Genomic DNA, 15,534 nt, shown 5'->3' with positions numbered 1-15,534 from the left:
GGCCGGCACTGCCTCCGCCGTTGCCTGGCAAGGGCTTCGCCCTTGTTCGCGGGGCAAGCCCGCTCCCACAGGGACAGCGGTATTTCAGGATTGCGGTAATCCTGTGGGAGCGGGCTCGTCCCGCGATTGGGCTGGCACTGCCATCGCCGCTGCTGGCAAGGGCTAGCCCTTGATCGCGGGGCAAACCCGCTCCCACAGGGACAGCGTTATTTCACGATTGCGGTAATCCTGTGGGAGCGGGCTCGTCCCGCGATTGGGCCGGCGCTGCCATCGCCGTTGCATCGCAAGGGCAAGCCCGGTCAGGCAGAAGACAACGATTGCACGGAGCCAACGCAATGCCCCTAGCCGTCCAGCTCACCGAGGTCACCCGCGCATTCGGCGAGGTCATGGCCGTCGACCGGGTCAGCATCGACATCCAAGAAGGCGAGTTCTTCTCCATGCTCGGCCCTTCCGGGTCGGGCAAGACCACCTGCCTGCGCCTGATCGCCGGCTTCGAGCAGCCCGGCAGCGGCTCGATCCGCCTGCACGGCGTGGAAGCTGCCGGCCTGCCGCCCTACCAACGCGACGTCAACACGGTGTTCCAGGACTACGCGTTGTTCCCGCACATGAATGTACGCGACAACATCGCCTATGGCCTGAAGGTCAAGGGCGTAGCCAAGCCCGAACGCTACGCACGGGCTGACGAAGCCCTGGCCATGGTGGCCCTGGCCGGCTACGCCGAACGCCGGCCGGCACAACTCTCCGGCGGCCAGCGCCAACGTGTGGCCCTGGCCCGCGCGTTGGTCAACCGCCCACGGGTGCTGCTGCTCGACGAGCCCCTCGGTGCCCTGGACCTCAAGCTGCGCGAGCAAATGCAGGGCGAGCTCAAGAAGCTCCAGCGCCAACTGGGCATTACATTCATCTTCGTCACCCATGACCAGTCCGAGGCCTTGTCCATGTCCGACCGGGTCGCGGTCTTCAACCGCGGGCGTATCGAGCAGGTCGACACGCCGCGCAACCTCTACATGAAACCGGCGACCACCTTCGTCGCTCAGTTCGTCGGCACCTCCAACGTGATCCGCGGCGACCTGGCCAGGCGACTCACGGGGGATGCATCGCCGTTCTCCATCCGCCCCGAGCATATCCGCCTCGGCGGCCAGGCCGATGCCAGCCAAGACATCCAGGTCAGCGGCCTGCTGCATGACATCCAATACCAGGGCAGCGCCACACGCTATGACGTGCAGCTGGACGATGGCCTGCTGCTGACCGTGAGCCAAGCCAATGACCAATGGCAGGCGCACCCGTTTCCCTGGCAACCCGGCCAGCGCGTGCAGGCCCATTGGCCACGGGCAGCGATGACCGGACTGCGGGAAACCTTGCCTGGCGAGGTGCAGTAAAGTGAGCCTGGCCCTGGAGCGCGACACCCGGCCTTCGCGCCGCCTCAGCACCCTGCTCTACCGGCGCCCCAACCTGTACCTCGCGTTGCTGCTGGCTCCCCCCCTGACCTGGTTCGGCGCGATCTACCTCGGCTCGCTGCTGGGCCTGCTCTGGCAGGGCTTCTACACCTTCGACGACTTCACCATGGCGGTGACGCCGGACCTGACCCTGGCCAACTTCGCCGCACTGTTCGCCCCCTCGAACTTCGACATCATCCTGCGCACCTTGGTGATGGCCATCGCCGTTACCCTGGCCAGCGCGGTACTGGCCTTTCCCATCGCCTACTACATGGCCTGCCATACCCGTGGCCGGACCAAGGCGTTCTTCTACATCGCGGTGATGATGCCGATGTGGGCCAGCTACATCGTCAAGACCTATGCCTGGACCTTGCTGCTGGCCAAGGGCGGCGTGGCCCAGTGGTTCATCCAACAGTTGCACCTGGAGCCACTGCTGCAGGCGGCCCTGAACGTTCCCGGTGTGGGCGGCAGTACGTTGTCGACCTCCCACCTGGGGCGTTTCCTGGTGTTCGTGTACATCTGGCTGCCGTTCATGATCCTGCCGATCCAGGCCGCGCTGGAGCGCCTGCCCCCGTCGCTGCTGCAAGCCTCCGCCGACCTGGGCGCCCGGCCTGGGCAGACCTTCCGCCTGGTGATACTGCCACTGGCGGTACCGGGCATTGCCGCGGGTTCGATCTTCACCTTTTCCCTGACCCTGGGCGACTTCATCGTGCCCCAGTTGATCGGGCCGCCGGGCTACTTCATCGGCAGCATGGTCTATGCCCAACAGGGCGCGATCGGCAACATGCCCATGGCCGCCGCCTTCACCCTGGTGCCCATCGTGCTGATTGCCGTGTATCTGTCGATCGTCAAACGCCTGGGGGCCTTCGATGCACTCTGAAAAAGCCTCGCTGGGCCTGCGCCTAGCGGCCTGGGGTGGGCTGCTGTTCCTGCACTTTCCGATCCTGATCATCCTGCTCTACGCCTTCAATACCGAAGACGCCGCATTCAGCTTCCCGCCCAAGGGGTTCACCCTGAAGTGGTTCAGCGTCGCCTTCTCGCGCCCGGACGTGCTGGAGGCGATCAAGCTGTCGCTGCAGGTGGCTTGCCTGGCCACCCTGATCGCCCTGCTGCTGGGCACCCTGGCGGCAGCGGCCCTGTACCGGCGTAGCTTCTTCGGCAAGGAAAGCATCTCGCTGATGCTGATCCTGCCCATCGCCCTGCCCGGCATCATCACCGGCATCGCTTTGCTGGCGGCCTTCAAGCAACTGGGCATCGAACCGGGCATTTTCACCATCGTGGTCGGCCACGCCACATTCTGCGTGGTGATCGTCTACAACAACGTCATCGCGCGCCTGCGGCGCACCTCCCAGAGCTTGATCGAAGCCTCGATGGACCTGGGCGCGGACGGCTGGCAGACCTTTCGCTACATCATCCTGCCCAACCTCGGCTCGGCCCTGCTGGCCGGCGGTATGCTGGCCTTTGCCTTGTCGTTCGACGAAATCATCGTCACCACGTTCACCGCCGGACACGAACGCACGCTGCCGATCTGGTTGCTCAACCAGCTCAGCCGCCCACGCGACGTACCTGTGACCAACGTGGTCGCCATGCTGGTGATGCTGTTGACCATGTTGCCGATTCTCGGCGCCTATTACCTGACCCGTGGCGGCGAAAGCGTTGCGGGCAGCGGCAAATGACCTAGGAGGACTCCCATGCAAACCCGAATGCTGATCAATGGCCGCCTGGTGAACGGCGAAGGCCCGGCCTGGACCGTGCTCAACCCGGCCCTGGGCAGCGCCCTGGCGCAGATCAACGAAGCCAGCGAGGCCCAAGTGGACGCCGCGGTGCGCGCCGCCGACCAGGCCTTCGACGCCTGGTCGCAGACCACGCCCAAGGACCGTGCCCAGGCCTTGCTGGCCTTGGCCGACACGGTCGAGCGCCATGGCGAGGAGCTGGCCCGGCTGGAGTCGCAGAACTGCGGCAAACCGTTCGCCGCGGCGCTGGGTGACGAGATCCCGGCCATCGCCGACGTATTCCGCTACTTCGCCGGTGCCGCCCGTTGCCTGGGCGGCTCGGCGGCCGGCGAATACCTGCCGGGGCACACGTCGATGATCCGCCGCGACCCATTGGGCGTGGTCGCCTCCATCGCGCCCTGGAACTACCCGCTGATGATGCTGGCCTGGAAGATCGCGCCAGCCCTGGCGGCAGGCAACACAGTGGTGCTCAAGCCTTCGGAGATGACGCCGCTGACCGCCCTGCGCCTGGCCGAACTGGCCCAGGACCTGTTGCCCGCCGGGGTGCTGAACATCATCTTCGGCCGTGGCCAGACGGTCGGCACACCACTGGTCACCCACCCCAAGGTACGCATGGTCTCGCTGACCGGCTCCATCCCCACCGGCGCCCGCATCATCGGTGCTACCGCCGAAAGCGTGAAGCGCATGCACATGGAACTGGGCGGTAAGGCGCCGGTGCTGGTGTTCGACGACGCCGACCTGGATGCCGCCATCGAGGGCATCCGCACGTTCGGTTTCTACAACGCAGGCCAGGACTGCACCGCCGCCTGCCGCCTCTATGTGCAGGACGGCATCTACGAACGCTTCGTCGAGCGCCTGGGCCAGGCAGTGGCCAGTATCAAGCCAGGCCTGCAGGACGCCGCCGATACCGAGCTGGGCCCCCTGATCAGCGCCCAGCATCGCGACAAGGTCGCGGGCCTCGTGCAGCGGGCTATCGCCCAGCCACACATCCGCCTGGTCACGGGCGGCAAGGTGCTACCAGGCGATGGCTTCTTCTTCGAACCCACGGTGCTGGCCGATGCCCAGCAGGACGACGAGATCGTGCGCCACGAAGTGTTCGGCCCGGTGGTGTCGGTGACGCGCTTCAGCGACGAAGCCCAGGCCCTGGCCTGGGCCAACGACTCCGACTACGGCCTGGCCTCGTCGGTGTGGACCCGCGACACCGGCCGCGCCCATCGCCTGGCGGCGCGCTTGCAGTATGGCTGCACCTGGGTCAACACCCATTTCATGCTGGTGAGCGAAATGCCCCATGGCGGGCAGAAGCATTCGGGGTATGGCAAGGACATGTCGATGTATGGCCTGGAGGACTACACCTGCGTGCGGCATGTGATGATCAAGCATTGAAAGTAGCCGGCCGGTGCTTACACCCGTCCAATCGCGGGCAAACCGTCTCCCATCAGGCCCTTGTGGGAGCGGGCTTGTCCCGCGATTAGGATTGGTGCGATTGACCGGGGCTACTCCCTCAAATCCGACTCATGGATCGGGTTGGCCCGGCTGGTAGCCCGCTGGTACTGGGCCGGCCAGGTGGCCTTGTTGCCGCCCAGGTCGTCATCGGCATGCAGAGGCCAGTACGGGTCGCGCAGCAACTCGCGGGCGAGGAAGATGATGTCGGCCTGCCCGGTGCGCAGGATGTGCTCGGCCTGGGCCGGTTCGGTGATCATGCCCACGGTGCCGGTGGCGATCTCCGACTCCTTGCGCACCCGTTCAGCGAAGCGAGTCTGGTACCCCGGGCCGGTGGGAATCTCGGCGTTGACCGAGGTGCCGCCGGAGGACACATCGATCAGATCCACGCCAATGGCTCTCAGGCGCCGGGCCAGCTCGACGGTTTCGTCCGGGTTCCAACCGTCTTCGACCCAGTCGGTGGCCGAGACCCGTACGAACAGGGGCAACTCCTGAGGCCAGACCTTGCGCACCGCCTCGGTGACTTCCAGGGTCAGGCGAATACGGTTTTCGAAGCAGCTGCCATAGCGGTCGCGGCGCTGGTTGCTCAGCGGCGACAGGAACTGGTGCAGCAGGTAGCCATGGGCAGCATGCACCTCGACCACCTTGAAACCTGCCTGCAGCGCACGGCGCGCAGCATCGGCGAAGGCCTGGACGATGCCGGCGATTTCATCTTCGGACAACTCATGGGGCACCGTATGCTCCGGATCGAAGGCGATCTTCGACGGGCCTACCGGCTGCCAGCCGCCGTCTTCGACCTTGACGCTGCCATGCTTGCCAAGCCACGGGCGATGGGTGCTGGCCTTGCGCCCGGCATGGGCGAGCTGGATGCCGGGCACGGCGCCCTGGGCGGTGATGAAGCGCGTGATGCGTTGCAGCGGGGGGATTTGGGCGTCGTTCCACAGGCCCAGGTCCTCGGCACTGATGCGACCGTCGGGAGTGACAGCCGTGGCTTCGGTGATCACCAGGCCAGCGCCGCCGACGGCACGGCTGCCCAGGTGCACCAGGTGCCAATCGTTGGCCAGGCCGTCCGCGGCGGAGTACTGGCACATGGGGGAGACGGCGATGCGGTTGGGTAGGGTCAGCTGACGCAGGGTGTAGGGCTCAAGCAGCAGGCTCATGAGGGGACCTCCCAGGGACTCCAATGGTTGGCCGGTCCGGGCACTTGTGTGAGGCCTTGGTCCGGTATCGGTAGTGTTCAGACTAGACCAGATAGGGAGGGTGAGGGATGTTGGTTTGCTGTCGAACGGCCGATGCCGTCCGGGTGCTTGGTTGCCTGTTCTGGCCCGATCGCGGGACAAGCCCGCTCCTACAGGGGTAGCGCTGAGCTCGAAAATCCGAAGAAGCGGTGGTCCGACTTGCGTCGAGATTGACCCAACAGACCGGACTACCGCGCCTCCATGTGCGCAATCATCAATTGCACACTCTCCTGCCCACGAAACTCGTTCACATCCAGCTTGTAGGCCAGCTCCACCCAGCGCACCGTAGGGTTCGGCCAGACCTCCCGGTCGATCCCGAAGGCAATCCCATCCAGCCTGACCGACCCGCACTCGCTCTTGAGCACCACCTTCAGGTGCCGCTCCCCCACCACCCGCTGCTCGACCAACTGGAAAACCCCATGGAACAGCGGCTCGGGGAAGTGCTGCCCCCAAGGCCCTGCGTGACGCAACGCGCGCGCCAGGTCCAGGTGGAACTCCTCGACCGCCAGCGTGCCGTCGGACAGCAAGCGCCCGGTCAGGTCCTCTTCCCCAAGGTGCCGGCGAACCTCCTCGTCGAAGGCCGCGGCAAACGCCGGGAAGTGCTCCGCCGGCAACGACAGGCCGGCCGCCATGGCATGCCCGCCAAACTTGCTGATCAAATGCGGATGGCGCGCCGCCACCGCATCCAGCGCGTCGCGAATATGAAACCCAGGCACCGAGCGCGCCGAGCCCTTGAGCATCCCCTCGCCGGCGTCGGCAAAGGCAATCGTCGGTCGGTGGTAACGCTCCTTCAGCCGCGACGCAAGGATGCCGATCACCCCCTGGTGCCAGTCGGCTTCGAACAGGCACAGGCCATAGGGCATGGACTCGACCGGCAGGTCCTTGAGCTGGGCCAACGCCTCGCGCTGCATGCCCTGCTCGATGGACTTGCGGTCCTGGTTCAGCCCATCGAGCTGCTGGGCCATGTCCAGCGCCAGCGCCGCGTCATCGCAGAGCAGGCATTCGATCCCCAGGCTCATGTCGTCCAGGCGGCCGGCCGCATTCAGGCGCGGGCCGAGAATGAAGCCAAGGTCGGTGGAGGTGATGCGCCGGTGGTCGCGTCGGGCCACCTCGAGGATGGCTTTGAGCCCTGGCCGGGCCCGGCCGGCACGGATACGCTCCAGCCCCTGGTGCACCAGGATGCGGTTGTTGGCGTCCAAGGGCACCACGTCGGCGACACTGCCCAGGGCCACCAGGTCGAGCAGCTCGCCGATGTTCGGCTGCGCTTGGCTGTCATAGCGGCCCAGGCTGCGCAGGCGCGCGCGCAGGGCCATCAATACATAGAAGATCACCCCCACGCCGGCCAGGGCCTTGCTGGGAAAATCGCAGCCGGGCTGGTTCGGGTTGACGATCGCATCGGCGTCCGGCAGGTGTTCGCCCGGCAGGTGGTGATCGGTGACCAGCACCTTCAGGCCGGCCGCCTTGGCGGCGGCGACACCCTCGACACTGGAGATGCCGTTGTCCACCGTGATCAGCAGCTGCGGCTCGCGCTGCAGGGCCACCTGGACGATTTCGGGGGTCAAGCCATAGCCGTATTCGAAACGGTTCGGCACAAGGTAGTCGACATGGGCCGCGCCCAGCAGACGCAGGCCAAGTACACCGACGGTACTGGCCGTCGCACCATCGGCGTCGAAGTCACCGACGATGAGGATGCGCTGGCGCTGGTCGAGCGCCTCGACCAGCAGGTCCACCGCCGCGTCGATGCCCTTGAGCTGTTGGTAGGGCAACAGCCGCGCCAGGCTTTTGTCCAGTTCGGCCTCCGACTGCACGCCTCGGGCGGCGTACAGGCGGGTCAGCAAGGGCGGGAGGTTACCGAGAAAAGGCAGGCTCGGTGGCAGGGGACGAGGTTCGATACGCATGGAGGCTTCGGCAGTCAGGTTGGGAACAGGTCAGCCACGCTCACCGAGCAGCCACTCCAGCTGCACTTCGTGCTGGCCACGGTCGTCGGTCACGAACAGCGTGCCCTCGCTGATCATCACGTCCCACTTGATCGAACGGGGCATGTCGGTGGCCAGGGTTTCCAGCACGTCCTGGGGCACCGCGGCGATGCTCAGGTTCTTCAGGCCCTTGACCGCATCGACCACCTTGTTCTGCCATACCCGCAGGCTGCCATAGGCCAGCAGACTGGTGCGCTCGGTACGGCGTGAGCACCAGGTCAGGCGCTCGGCATCCGGCTGGCCGACTTCGATCCAATGCAAGACGCGGTCATCCAGGCTCTTTTCCCACAGGGCGGCCTCATCCACGTCCGACAGGCCACGGCCGAACGACAGGTTCTCGTTGTACCACAGGGCATAGGCCAGCAGGCGTACGGCCATGCGTTCCTCGGTTTCCGAAGGATGGCGGGCGATGGTCTGGCGGACGTTCTCGTACACGCCGCGGTCGAGGTCGGTCAGATTCAGTTCGAACTTGTAGGTGGTGGACGGCTGGGCCATGGGCGGGGGCTTCTTGCGAAATAAAAGTCACACAGTCTAACCGATCCCGCCCTTCGTTGTGCCGCGACAGTACCTGCAACCGATGACCTATGATAAAACCACGCATCAACCCAGTCGCCACGGATGCCCCATGCCCACGTCCAGCAAACCCCTCGCCGGCCTGAAAGTGATCGAGCTCGGCACTCTGATCGCCGGCCCCTTCGCCTCGCGCATCTGTGCCGAATTCGGCGCCGAGGTCATCAAGGTGGAATCCCCCGATGGCGGCGACCCCTTGCGCAAATGGCGCAAGCTGTACGAGGGCACTTCGCTGTGGTGGTTCGTCCAGGCACGCAACAAGCAGTCATTGACGCTCAACCTCAAGCACCCCGATGGCCGTGAGATCCTCAAGCGGCTGCTGGCCGAGGCCGACATCCTGATCGAGAACTTCCGGCCCGGCGTGCTGGAGAAGCTCGGCCTGGGCTGGGATGTGCTGCATGCGCTCAACCCACGCCTGGTCATGGTGCGCCTGTCGGGCTTCGGGCAGACCGGCCCGATGAAAGACCAGCCCGGTTTCGGCGCTGTGGGCGAGTCCATGGGCGGCCTGCGCTACATCACAGGTTTCGAGGACCGCCCGCCAGTGCGTACCGGGATCTCCATCGGCGACTCGATCGCCGCCCTGTGGGGCGTGATCGGCGCGCTCATGGCCCTGCGTCACCGAGAGGTCAACGGTGGCCAGGGGCAGGTGGTGGACGTGGCCTTGTACGAAGCCATCTTCGCCATGATGGAAAGCATGGTGCCGGAGTTCGATGTGTTCGGCTTCATCCGCGAGCGCACCGGCAACATCATGCCGGGCATCACCCCCTCTTCCATCCACACCAGCGCCGATGGCAAGCACGTACAGATCGGTGCCAATGGCGATGCCATCTTCAAGCGCTTCATGCAGGCCATCGGCCGCGATGACCTGGCCATCGACCCGGCCCTGGCCACCAATGACGGCCGGGACCTGCGCCGCGACGAGCTCTACGGTGTCATCGACCGCTGGGTCAACAGCCTGCCGCTGGCGCAGGTGATGCAGGTGCTGACCGAGGCCGAGGTACCGGCGAGCCGGATCTATTCGGCCGAAGACATGTTCAACGACCCGCAGTACCTGGCTCGCGAAATGTTCCTCCAGGCCAAGCTGCCCGATGGCAAGCCGTTCAAGATGCCTGGCATCGTTCCCAAGCTCTCGGACACCCCCGGCTCCGCCGAATGGGTCGGCCCGGCCCTGGGCGAACATACCGAGGCGGTGCTCGGCCGCCTGGGCTACGACACGCCAGCCATCCGCCGGTTGCGCGAAGCCGGTGCGGTCTGACGGCACGCCGATGCCCAAGGCCGTCCGACATGCACTTGGCCTGCTGGTCCTGTTGTGCGGACTGCTGCCCGCCATGGCCAACGCCAAGGAACGCCTGATGTGGCTGATACGCGACCTGCCGCCTTTCACCATCTTCGATGGTGTGGCCCAAGGCCAGGGCGTTATCGACCGCTTGCTGCCTCAGTTGATCGCGCAGATGCCCGAATACGACCACAGCATCATCCGGGTCAATCGTGCCCGGGGCATCCAGATGCTCCAGGAGCCCAGCTTCACCTGCGACCCGACATTGCTGTGGACGCCTGAACGGGCCAAGTTCGTGCATTTTTCAACGCCTTCTCTGGGCGTGCTGAGCAGCGGCGTTGTGGTGCGCAAGCAGGACCAGGCCATGCTGGCGCCCCTTCTCGATGGCCAGCAAGTCGACCTCAAGCGCTTGCTCGCCGAACCCCGCCTCAAGCTTGGCATCGTCGCCGAACGCAGCTACAGCCCCCAGGTCGACGATATGCTACGCCAGTTGCCCGACACCGCCGTGAGCCGCCATTACGGTAACGAAGCCACCACCAACCTGTTGCAGATGCAGCAGCTCGGGCGCCTGCAACTGGTGCTGGGGTACTGGCCGGAAATCCGCTACCTGATCCAGGCGCAGGGTTGGCCGCTGGACGATTATGCGTTCCATCCCATCCAGGGTGTGACCCGCTACCAGTTCCTGCATGTCGGCTGCACCGACACACCGCTTGGGCGCGAAGCCATCCGCCATATCGACCAACTACTGCCGCACCTGCGCCGGGACGTCCTCCCTGCGCTGTATGCCCGATGGCTGGACCCGGAGCAACAACGGGACTATCTGGAACACAGCAGGCACTTTTTCGAAGATCGCCAAGACTAGCGCGATCGAACAGGCGCCGAATCTTTCACGACAAATACTTCTCAAGGCTGACGGTATAAAAAAGAAACCCCGAACGCTGGGGAAGAATCGTCCGGGGTCAAGCGAAGTCCAATGGGACCTCCAGGAGCAGCCCACAGCACCGGAGCAAAGCGCTGTCACACCACCCCTACTGGTTCTGATGAACCGTTCAGGCGAAGGTTCCCTGGAATGTTCGCTGGTGCTGCAAAGCCGCGATCACGCAAGGTTGCAGGCGGCCTTCGGCGATCTGCAGGTCCCGGTGCAGACCATCGACCAGGTCGACCAGCAGCCGCTGGTCCTGCAACTGGCGTTGGCTCACGGAACGTTTGAGGGTCACTTCCCCTTGCTGGTCGACCACGGTGAGTTGGCGGTTGCCGCTGGCGTCGGTTTCGCCAAGCTGGGCCTGGTAAGGGGTCAGGGCATGGTTGAGCAGTTTGCAGATTCTTTCCATCCGGCTTACTCGCTGTTCGTGGAACCTATCGGAACTGACCACCAGGCGCAGTGGAAAGTTCGTCACACAGCGCCGGTCACCTTGAGCATGCGCGGCGGACATGACAGTTTGACCACGGCCTCAGAGGGATAGGCCGGCCGGCAGCGCCAGGCACTCCAGCGCTCTTTGCAAGGTTGGCATCGACAACGGCCAGGACAACTCACCGACGACCTTCAGGTCCTGTCGCCGGGCTTCACGGGCCAGGCTCTCGCCCTGCCTCGCCGGCTCGCCGACGAACAGCAACGCACAGGGACGCTGCGCGCGATCCACCTGCCTGAGCAGGACCCGCCCGTCCCGTACGGGCATGGCATTGTCCAGGATCAGCAGGTCGACCGTGCCACGTTGCGCCAGGCAGGACTTGGCCTCGAGCAGGTCCTGGGCGACCCGTACGTTGAAGACGCCGTGGGCATTGCATGCCTGGTGCAGAGAAATGTCGTGGGAAGGTCGTGCGTGAATCAGCACGTTGAGCCATTGCATGAACTGCTCCTGAGATGTCCCGCCCGGGGTGAATGGGCAGGTCACTCTAATGGCGTCATGCTGAAAGCTATGTAAGAAAAATCTGAAGCTAGTACAGAAACGTCCGAGCGGCGACCTCAAATAAGAACGGGTCTACAGGCGAAACATGCCCCAAGGCATATGGCACCGGCGTTGCTGGTGATCGCGGGACAAGTCGAACCGCCGCCCCCACAACAAACCCGCTCCTACCGAAGAGCGGGGCCCTGTGGGAACGGCGGTGCGGCGCTCCGACTTGTCCCGCGATGACCTCAGAGCGGCTTGCCGCGGTTGCCGTGCTGGCTGACGAAGGCCTGGACGGTCTTCAGGTCGTTGGCCAGGACCGTACAGCGCTCTTCGCGGCTGAACAGGTCGCTCAGGTGCGCCGGCAGTTCCAGGGCTTTGCCCACGCCCGCCTTTTCCACCGCCTCGGGGAACTTGACCGGGTGCGCCGTGCCCAGCACCACCATCGGCGTGTCCAGGCTGCGGCGGCATTCGCGGGCGGCCTTGACGCCGATTGCGGTGTGCGGGTCGAGCACTTCACCGGTGCTGGCGAATACCTCGGCGATGGTCTCGCAGGTCTGTTCGTCGGTCACTGCCAGAGAATCGAACAGCTTGCGGGCCTCGGTCCAGCGGTCTTGCTCGACGCTGAAGCCGCCACCCTGCTTGAAGCGCTCCATCAGCTCGGCGATGGCCGCGCCGTTGCGACCATGCAGGTCGAACAGCAGGCGCTCGAAGTTCGACGACACCATGATGTCCATCGACGGCGACAGGGTCGGGTGCAGGGCATCCTTGACGTACTGGTTACCGCTCATGAAGCGGTGCAGGATGTCGTTGCGGTTGGTCGCCACGATCAGCTGGCTGATCGGCAGGCCCATGTTGCGCGCCAGGTAGCCAGCGAAGATGTCGCCGAAGTTGCCGGTCGGCACCGAGAAGGCCACCGAGCGGGCCGGGCCGCCCAGCTGCAGCGCTGCATGGAAGTAGTAGACGATCTGGGCCATGATCCGTGCCCAGTTGATCGAGTTCACCGCCACCAGGCGCGTGCCCTTGAGGAACGACTGGTCGGCGAAGCTGGCCTTGACCATTTCCTGGCAATCGTCGAAGTTGCCTTCGATGGCGATGTTGTGGATGTTGTCGCCGAGAATGGTGGTCATCTGGCGACGCTGCACCTCCGACACGCGCTGATGCGGGTGCAGGATGAAGATGTCGACGTTGTCGCAACGGCGGCAGCCTTCGATGGCCGCGGAACCGGTGTCACCGCTGGTGGCGCCGACGATCACCACGCGCTCGCCGCGCTTGGCCAGTACATGGTCGAGCAGCCGGCCGAGCAGCTGCAGGGCGAAATCCTTGAAGGCCAGGGTCGGGCCGTGGAACAGCTCCATGACCCATTCGTTGCCGCCCAGCTGGCGCAGCGGCGCAACGGCGGCGTGGGCGAAGGCGCCGTAGGTTTCTTCCAGGATCTTCTTGAAGTCGGCATCGGCGATGCTGCCGTCGACGAACGGGCGCATCACCCGGAAGGCCAACTCGTGGTACGGCAGGCCGGCCCAGGAGGCGATCTCTTCCTGGGTGAAGCGTGGCAGGTTTTCCGGCACGTACAGGCCGCCATCGCTGGCAAGGCCGGCCAGCAGGACATCTTCGAAGTTCAGGGCCGGTGCCTGGCCGCGGGTACTGATATAGCGCATGGGAGCAAACCTTCGGTTCTGGGTGGGGGCCGCGGTCGCGGCCCGCCTCTGACATTAATTGAGCTGTTCGACGCGGATGCGCACGACCTTGCCGACCACGTCCTGCAAGGCTTCCAGGGCGACGATGGCGTCGTTGATGCGTTGTTCTACCACACGGTGGGTCAGGAGGATCATCGGCACCAGGCCATCCTGTTCCTCGGCTTCCTTCTGCATGATCGACTCGATGTTGATGCCGCGCTCGGACAGGATGCTCGCCACCTGGGCCAGCACGCCTGGGTGGTCCTTGGCCTGGATGCGCAGGTAGTAGGCGCTCTCGCAGGCCTCGATCGGCAGGATCGGGTGGGCCGACAGCGAGTCTGGCTGGAAGGCCAGGTGCGGCACGCGGTTCTCGGGGTCGGAGGTCATGGCGCGTACCACGTCCACCAGGTCGGCAACGACCGAGGAAGCGGTCGGTTCCATGCCGGCACCGGCGCCGTAGTACAAGGTGGAGCCGGCGGCATCACCATTGACCATCACGGCGTTCATCACACCGTTGACGTTGGCGATCAGGCGGTCGTTGGGGATCAGCGTCGGGTGGACACGCAGCTCGATACCGGCGTCGGTGCTGCGGGCCACGCCCAGGTGCTTGATGCGGTAACCCAGGGCCTCGGCGTAGTTGACGTCCGCGGTGGTCAGCTGGGTGATGCCTTCGGTGTAGGCTTTGTCGAACTGCAGCGGGATACCGAAGGCGATGGACGCCAGGATGGTCAGCTTGTGGGCCGCATCGATACCTTCGACGTCGAAGGTCGGGTCGGCTTCGGCGTAGCCCAGGGCCTGGGCTTCGGCCAGCACTTCGGGGAAGGCACGGCCCTTGTCGCGCATTTCGGTGAGGATGAAGTTGCCGGTGCCGTTGATGATGCCCGCCAGCCAGTTGATACGGTTGGCCGACAACCCTTCGCGGATCGCCTTGATCACCGGGATGCCGCCAGCCACCGCGGCTTCGAAGGCGACGATGACGCCCTGCTCGCGGGCCTTGGCGAAAATCTCGTTGCCATGCACGGCGATCAGCGCCTTGTTGGCAGTGACCACGTGCTTGCCGTTCTCGATGGCCTTGAGCACCAGGTCGCGGGCGATGGTGTAGCCGCCGATCAGCTCGATGACGATGTCGATCTCCGGGTTGCTCGCGACCTCGAACACATCAGCGGTAATGGGGGTACCGGTAATCTGGCAGTTCGGGTTCTGCGAGCGCATGGCGATCTGTGCCACTTCAATACCGCGCCCGGCACGGCGGGCGATCTCCTCGGCGTTGCGCTGAAGTACATTGAAGGTTCCGCCACCGACGGTCCCCAACCCACAGATGCCTACTTTGACCGGTTTCACTGTGAACTCCCCATTGAACGGCCGGCACCTGCGCCGACCGTGAAACGTGCCGTCTCCCCATGAAGACGGCGTACTGTTTGAATTACTTGCCTTGCGCCAGAGCCAGCTTGGCCACCTGAGGGGCCGGCTGGTAGCCCGGAATCACCTGGCCACTTTCCAGGACGATCGCAGGCGTGCCGTTGACGCCGATCGACTGGCCCAGCTGGAATTGCTTGCCGACCGGGTTGGCGCACTTGGCGGCCTTGATTTCTTTGCCATCGATCATCTTGTCCAGTGCCGCGCGACGGTCGCTGGAACACCAGACCGCCTGCAACTGCTCGTCACCCGGCGAGCCCAGGCCCTGGCGCGGGAAGGCGACATAGCGCACTTCGATACCGCGACGGTTGAGCTCGGGCACTTCGGCGTGCAGCTTGTGGCAATACGGGCAGGTGGTGTCGGTGAAGACGGTGATGTGCGACTTGGTCTGGCCCTTGGCAGGATAAACCACCATCTCGGCAGTCGGAATGCCGTTGATGAGCTTGGCGATGCCCTGGCGCTCGGTCTTCTCGGTAAGGTTGACCGGCTTGCCGTCCTGGATCTGGTACAGGTAGCCCTGCATCACGAACTGGCCGTCGGCGCTGGCATACAGCACGCGACCACCCTGAAGCTTGACTTCATAGAGGCCATTGACCGGGCTGCTGGCCACGCTTTCGATCGGGACTTCCAGCTCAAGCGTCTTGAGGGTGTTGCGGATCGCCTGCTCGGCGCCGGCACTGGCGTCGCTGGCCGCAGCCACGGCAAAGGTGCTGGCCAGCGCCAGGGCGGCGGCGGCGAAAAGATGGGTCACGCGCATGGGGTACTCCTGAAGGCGGACGGGGCCGGAGGGCGTCGACATGCGGCAAGCGGGCGTCGACCGTGCGGCCCTTGGAAACCGTCCAAGCCTACCACAACCGGTAGGCGCTAAATCAGCCCTCACAGGCCACAGG

14 protein-coding genes are annotated in these 15,534 nt (G+C 65.0%); 6 read left to right on the top strand and 8 right to left on the bottom strand.

From position 1 onward, the window contains the following. Positions 1-335: 335 nt before the first annotated feature. From IRZ56_RS08635 to IRZ56_RS08620, 4 genes are read left to right on the top strand one after another with little or no spacing between them, the layout of a single operon-like run. Positions 336-1,376 (top strand): ABC transporter ATP-binding protein, encoded by a 1,041-nt coding sequence (locus IRZ56_RS08635; RefSeq protein ID WP_196144574.1) that lies wholly within the window; start codon positions 336-338, stop codon positions 1,374-1,376. A gap of 1 nt (position 1,377) precedes the next feature. Then, positions 1,378-2,313, top strand: a complete 936-nt coding sequence (locus IRZ56_RS08630; protein ID WP_196144573.1) for an ABC transporter permease — start codon at positions 1,378-1,380, stop codon at positions 2,311-2,313. Next, entirely contained in the window at positions 2,303-3,109 is an 807-nt protein-coding gene (locus IRZ56_RS08625) for an ABC transporter permease (protein WP_196144572.1), read from the top strand. Before IRZ56_RS08630 ends, IRZ56_RS08625 begins: the two co-directional genes overlap by 11 nt. A gap of 15 nt (positions 3,110-3,124) precedes the next feature. After that, a complete protein-coding gene (locus IRZ56_RS08620) occupies positions 3,125-4,549 on the top strand; it encodes a gamma-aminobutyraldehyde dehydrogenase (RefSeq protein WP_196144571.1) in 1,425 nt (474 codons plus the stop codon). Positions 4,550-4,659: 110 nt separating this feature from the next. On the opposite strand, the gene IRZ56_RS08615 is transcribed toward IRZ56_RS08620, so the two are convergent. From IRZ56_RS08615 to IRZ56_RS08605, 3 genes are all read right to left on the bottom strand, one after another. After that, positions 4,660-5,766 carry an NADH:flavin oxidoreductase/NADH oxidase gene (locus IRZ56_RS08615; protein ID WP_196144570.1) on the bottom strand — a complete coding sequence of 369 codons (1,107 nt, stop codon included), beginning with the start codon at positions 5,764-5,766 and terminating at the stop codon, positions 4,660-4,662. Between the two features lie 266 nt (positions 5,767-6,032). Continuing rightward, complete coding sequence (gene recJ, locus IRZ56_RS08610) at positions 6,033-7,742, bottom strand: single-stranded-DNA-specific exonuclease RecJ (protein WP_196144569.1); 1,710 nt, start codon at positions 7,740-7,742, stop codon at positions 6,033-6,035. 30 nt (positions 7,743-7,772) lie between these two features. Beyond that, the gene (locus tag IRZ56_RS08605) at positions 7,773-8,315 is read right to left on the bottom strand and encodes a YaeQ family protein (RefSeq protein WP_196144568.1); all 543 of its coding nucleotides are present in this window, start codon (positions 8,313-8,315) and stop codon (positions 7,773-7,775) included. Positions 8,316-8,445: 130 nt separating this feature from the next. Between IRZ56_RS08605 and IRZ56_RS08600 the strand changes: the two genes are divergently transcribed. Further along, the gene (locus tag IRZ56_RS08600) at positions 8,446-9,645 is read left to right on the top strand and encodes a CaiB/BaiF CoA transferase family protein (RefSeq protein WP_196144567.1); all 1,200 of its coding nucleotides are present in this window, start codon (positions 8,446-8,448) and stop codon (positions 9,643-9,645) included. A 10-nt stretch (positions 9,646-9,655) separates the two neighbouring features. Beyond that, positions 9,656-10,528: a TIGR02285 family protein gene (locus IRZ56_RS08595; protein WP_196144566.1), complete on the top strand. Its 873-nt coding sequence runs from the start codon at positions 9,656-9,658 to the stop codon at positions 10,526-10,528. Between the two features lie 187 nt (positions 10,529-10,715). On the opposite strand, the gene IRZ56_RS08590 is transcribed toward IRZ56_RS08595, so the two are convergent. The 5 genes from IRZ56_RS08590 to IRZ56_RS08570 all read right to left on the bottom strand — a co-directional run bounded on the left by IRZ56_RS08590 (position 10,716) and on the right by IRZ56_RS08570 (position 15,401). Next, complete coding sequence (locus IRZ56_RS08590; RefSeq protein ID WP_196144565.1) at positions 10,716-10,997, bottom strand: DUF3509 domain-containing protein; 282 nt, start codon at positions 10,995-10,997, stop codon at positions 10,716-10,718. Positions 10,998-11,117: 120 nt separating this feature from the next. After that, positions 11,118-11,513 carry a response regulator gene (locus IRZ56_RS08585; protein WP_196144564.1) on the bottom strand — a complete coding sequence of 132 codons (396 nt, stop codon included), beginning with the start codon at positions 11,511-11,513 and terminating at the stop codon, positions 11,118-11,120. Positions 11,514-11,800: 287 nt separating this feature from the next. Beyond that, a complete protein-coding gene (gene thrC / locus IRZ56_RS08580) occupies positions 11,801-13,210 on the bottom strand; it encodes a threonine synthase (RefSeq protein WP_196144563.1) in 1,410 nt (469 codons plus the stop codon). Between the two features lie 54 nt (positions 13,211-13,264). Continuing rightward, on the bottom strand, positions 13,265-14,569 hold the full coding sequence (locus IRZ56_RS08575; protein WP_196144562.1) for a homoserine dehydrogenase: 1,305 nt from the start codon (positions 14,567-14,569) through the stop codon (positions 13,265-13,267). 82 nt (positions 14,570-14,651) lie between these two features. After that, positions 14,652-15,401, bottom strand: a complete 750-nt coding sequence (locus IRZ56_RS08570; RefSeq protein WP_196144561.1) for a DsbC family protein — start codon at positions 15,399-15,401, stop codon at positions 14,652-14,654. Positions 15,402-15,534: the final 133 nt, after the last annotated feature.

Origin of the sequence: Pseudomonas guariconensis, assembly GCF_015680235.1 — a bacterium.
Classification (GTDB): Bacteria; Pseudomonadota; Gammaproteobacteria; order Pseudomonadales; family Pseudomonadaceae; genus Aquipseudomonas; species Aquipseudomonas guariconensis_A.
This window is presented reverse-complemented; position numbering and strand designations above follow the sequence as displayed.

What these genes read in the sequence shown, in the direction of transcription:
- recJ (WP_196144569.1), bottom strand. Translation starts at nt 7,742, where the DNA reads ATGCGTATCGAACCTCGTCCCCTGCCACCGAGCCTGCCTTTTCTCGGT.
- IRZ56_RS08605 (WP_196144568.1), bottom strand. Translation starts at nt 8,315, where the DNA reads ATGGCCCAGCCGTCCACCACCTACAAGTTCGAACTGAATCTGACCGAC.
- IRZ56_RS08600 (WP_196144567.1), top strand. Translation starts at nt 8,446, where the DNA reads ATGCCCACGTCCAGCAAACCCCTCGCCGGCCTGAAAGTGATCGAGCTC.
- IRZ56_RS08620 (WP_196144571.1), top strand. Translation starts at nt 3,125, where the DNA reads ATGCAAACCCGAATGCTGATCAATGGCCGCCTGGTGAACGGCGAAGGC.
- thrC (WP_196144563.1), bottom strand. Translation starts at nt 13,210, where the DNA reads ATGCGCTATATCAGTACCCGCGGCCAGGCACCGGCCCTGAACTTCGAA.
- IRZ56_RS08615 (WP_196144570.1), bottom strand. Translation starts at nt 5,766, where the DNA reads ATGAGCCTGCTGCTTGAGCCCTACACCCTGCGTCAGCTGACCCTACCC.
- IRZ56_RS08625 (WP_196144572.1), top strand. Translation starts at nt 2,303, where the DNA reads ATGCACTCTGAAAAAGCCTCGCTGGGCCTGCGCCTAGCGGCCTGGGGT.
- IRZ56_RS08585 (WP_196144564.1), bottom strand. Translation starts at nt 11,513, where the DNA reads ATGCAATGGCTCAACGTGCTGATTCACGCACGACCTTCCCACGACATT.
- IRZ56_RS08595 (WP_196144566.1), top strand. Translation starts at nt 9,656, where the DNA reads ATGCCCAAGGCCGTCCGACATGCACTTGGCCTGCTGGTCCTGTTGTGC.
- IRZ56_RS08570 (WP_196144561.1), bottom strand. Translation starts at nt 15,401, where the DNA reads ATGCGCGTGACCCATCTTTTCGCCGCCGCCGCCCTGGCGCTGGCCAGC.
- IRZ56_RS08590 (WP_196144565.1), bottom strand. Translation starts at nt 10,997, where the DNA reads ATGGAAAGAATCTGCAAACTGCTCAACCATGCCCTGACCCCTTACCAG.
- IRZ56_RS08635 (WP_196144574.1), top strand. Translation starts at nt 336, where the DNA reads ATGCCCCTAGCCGTCCAGCTCACCGAGGTCACCCGCGCATTCGGCGAG.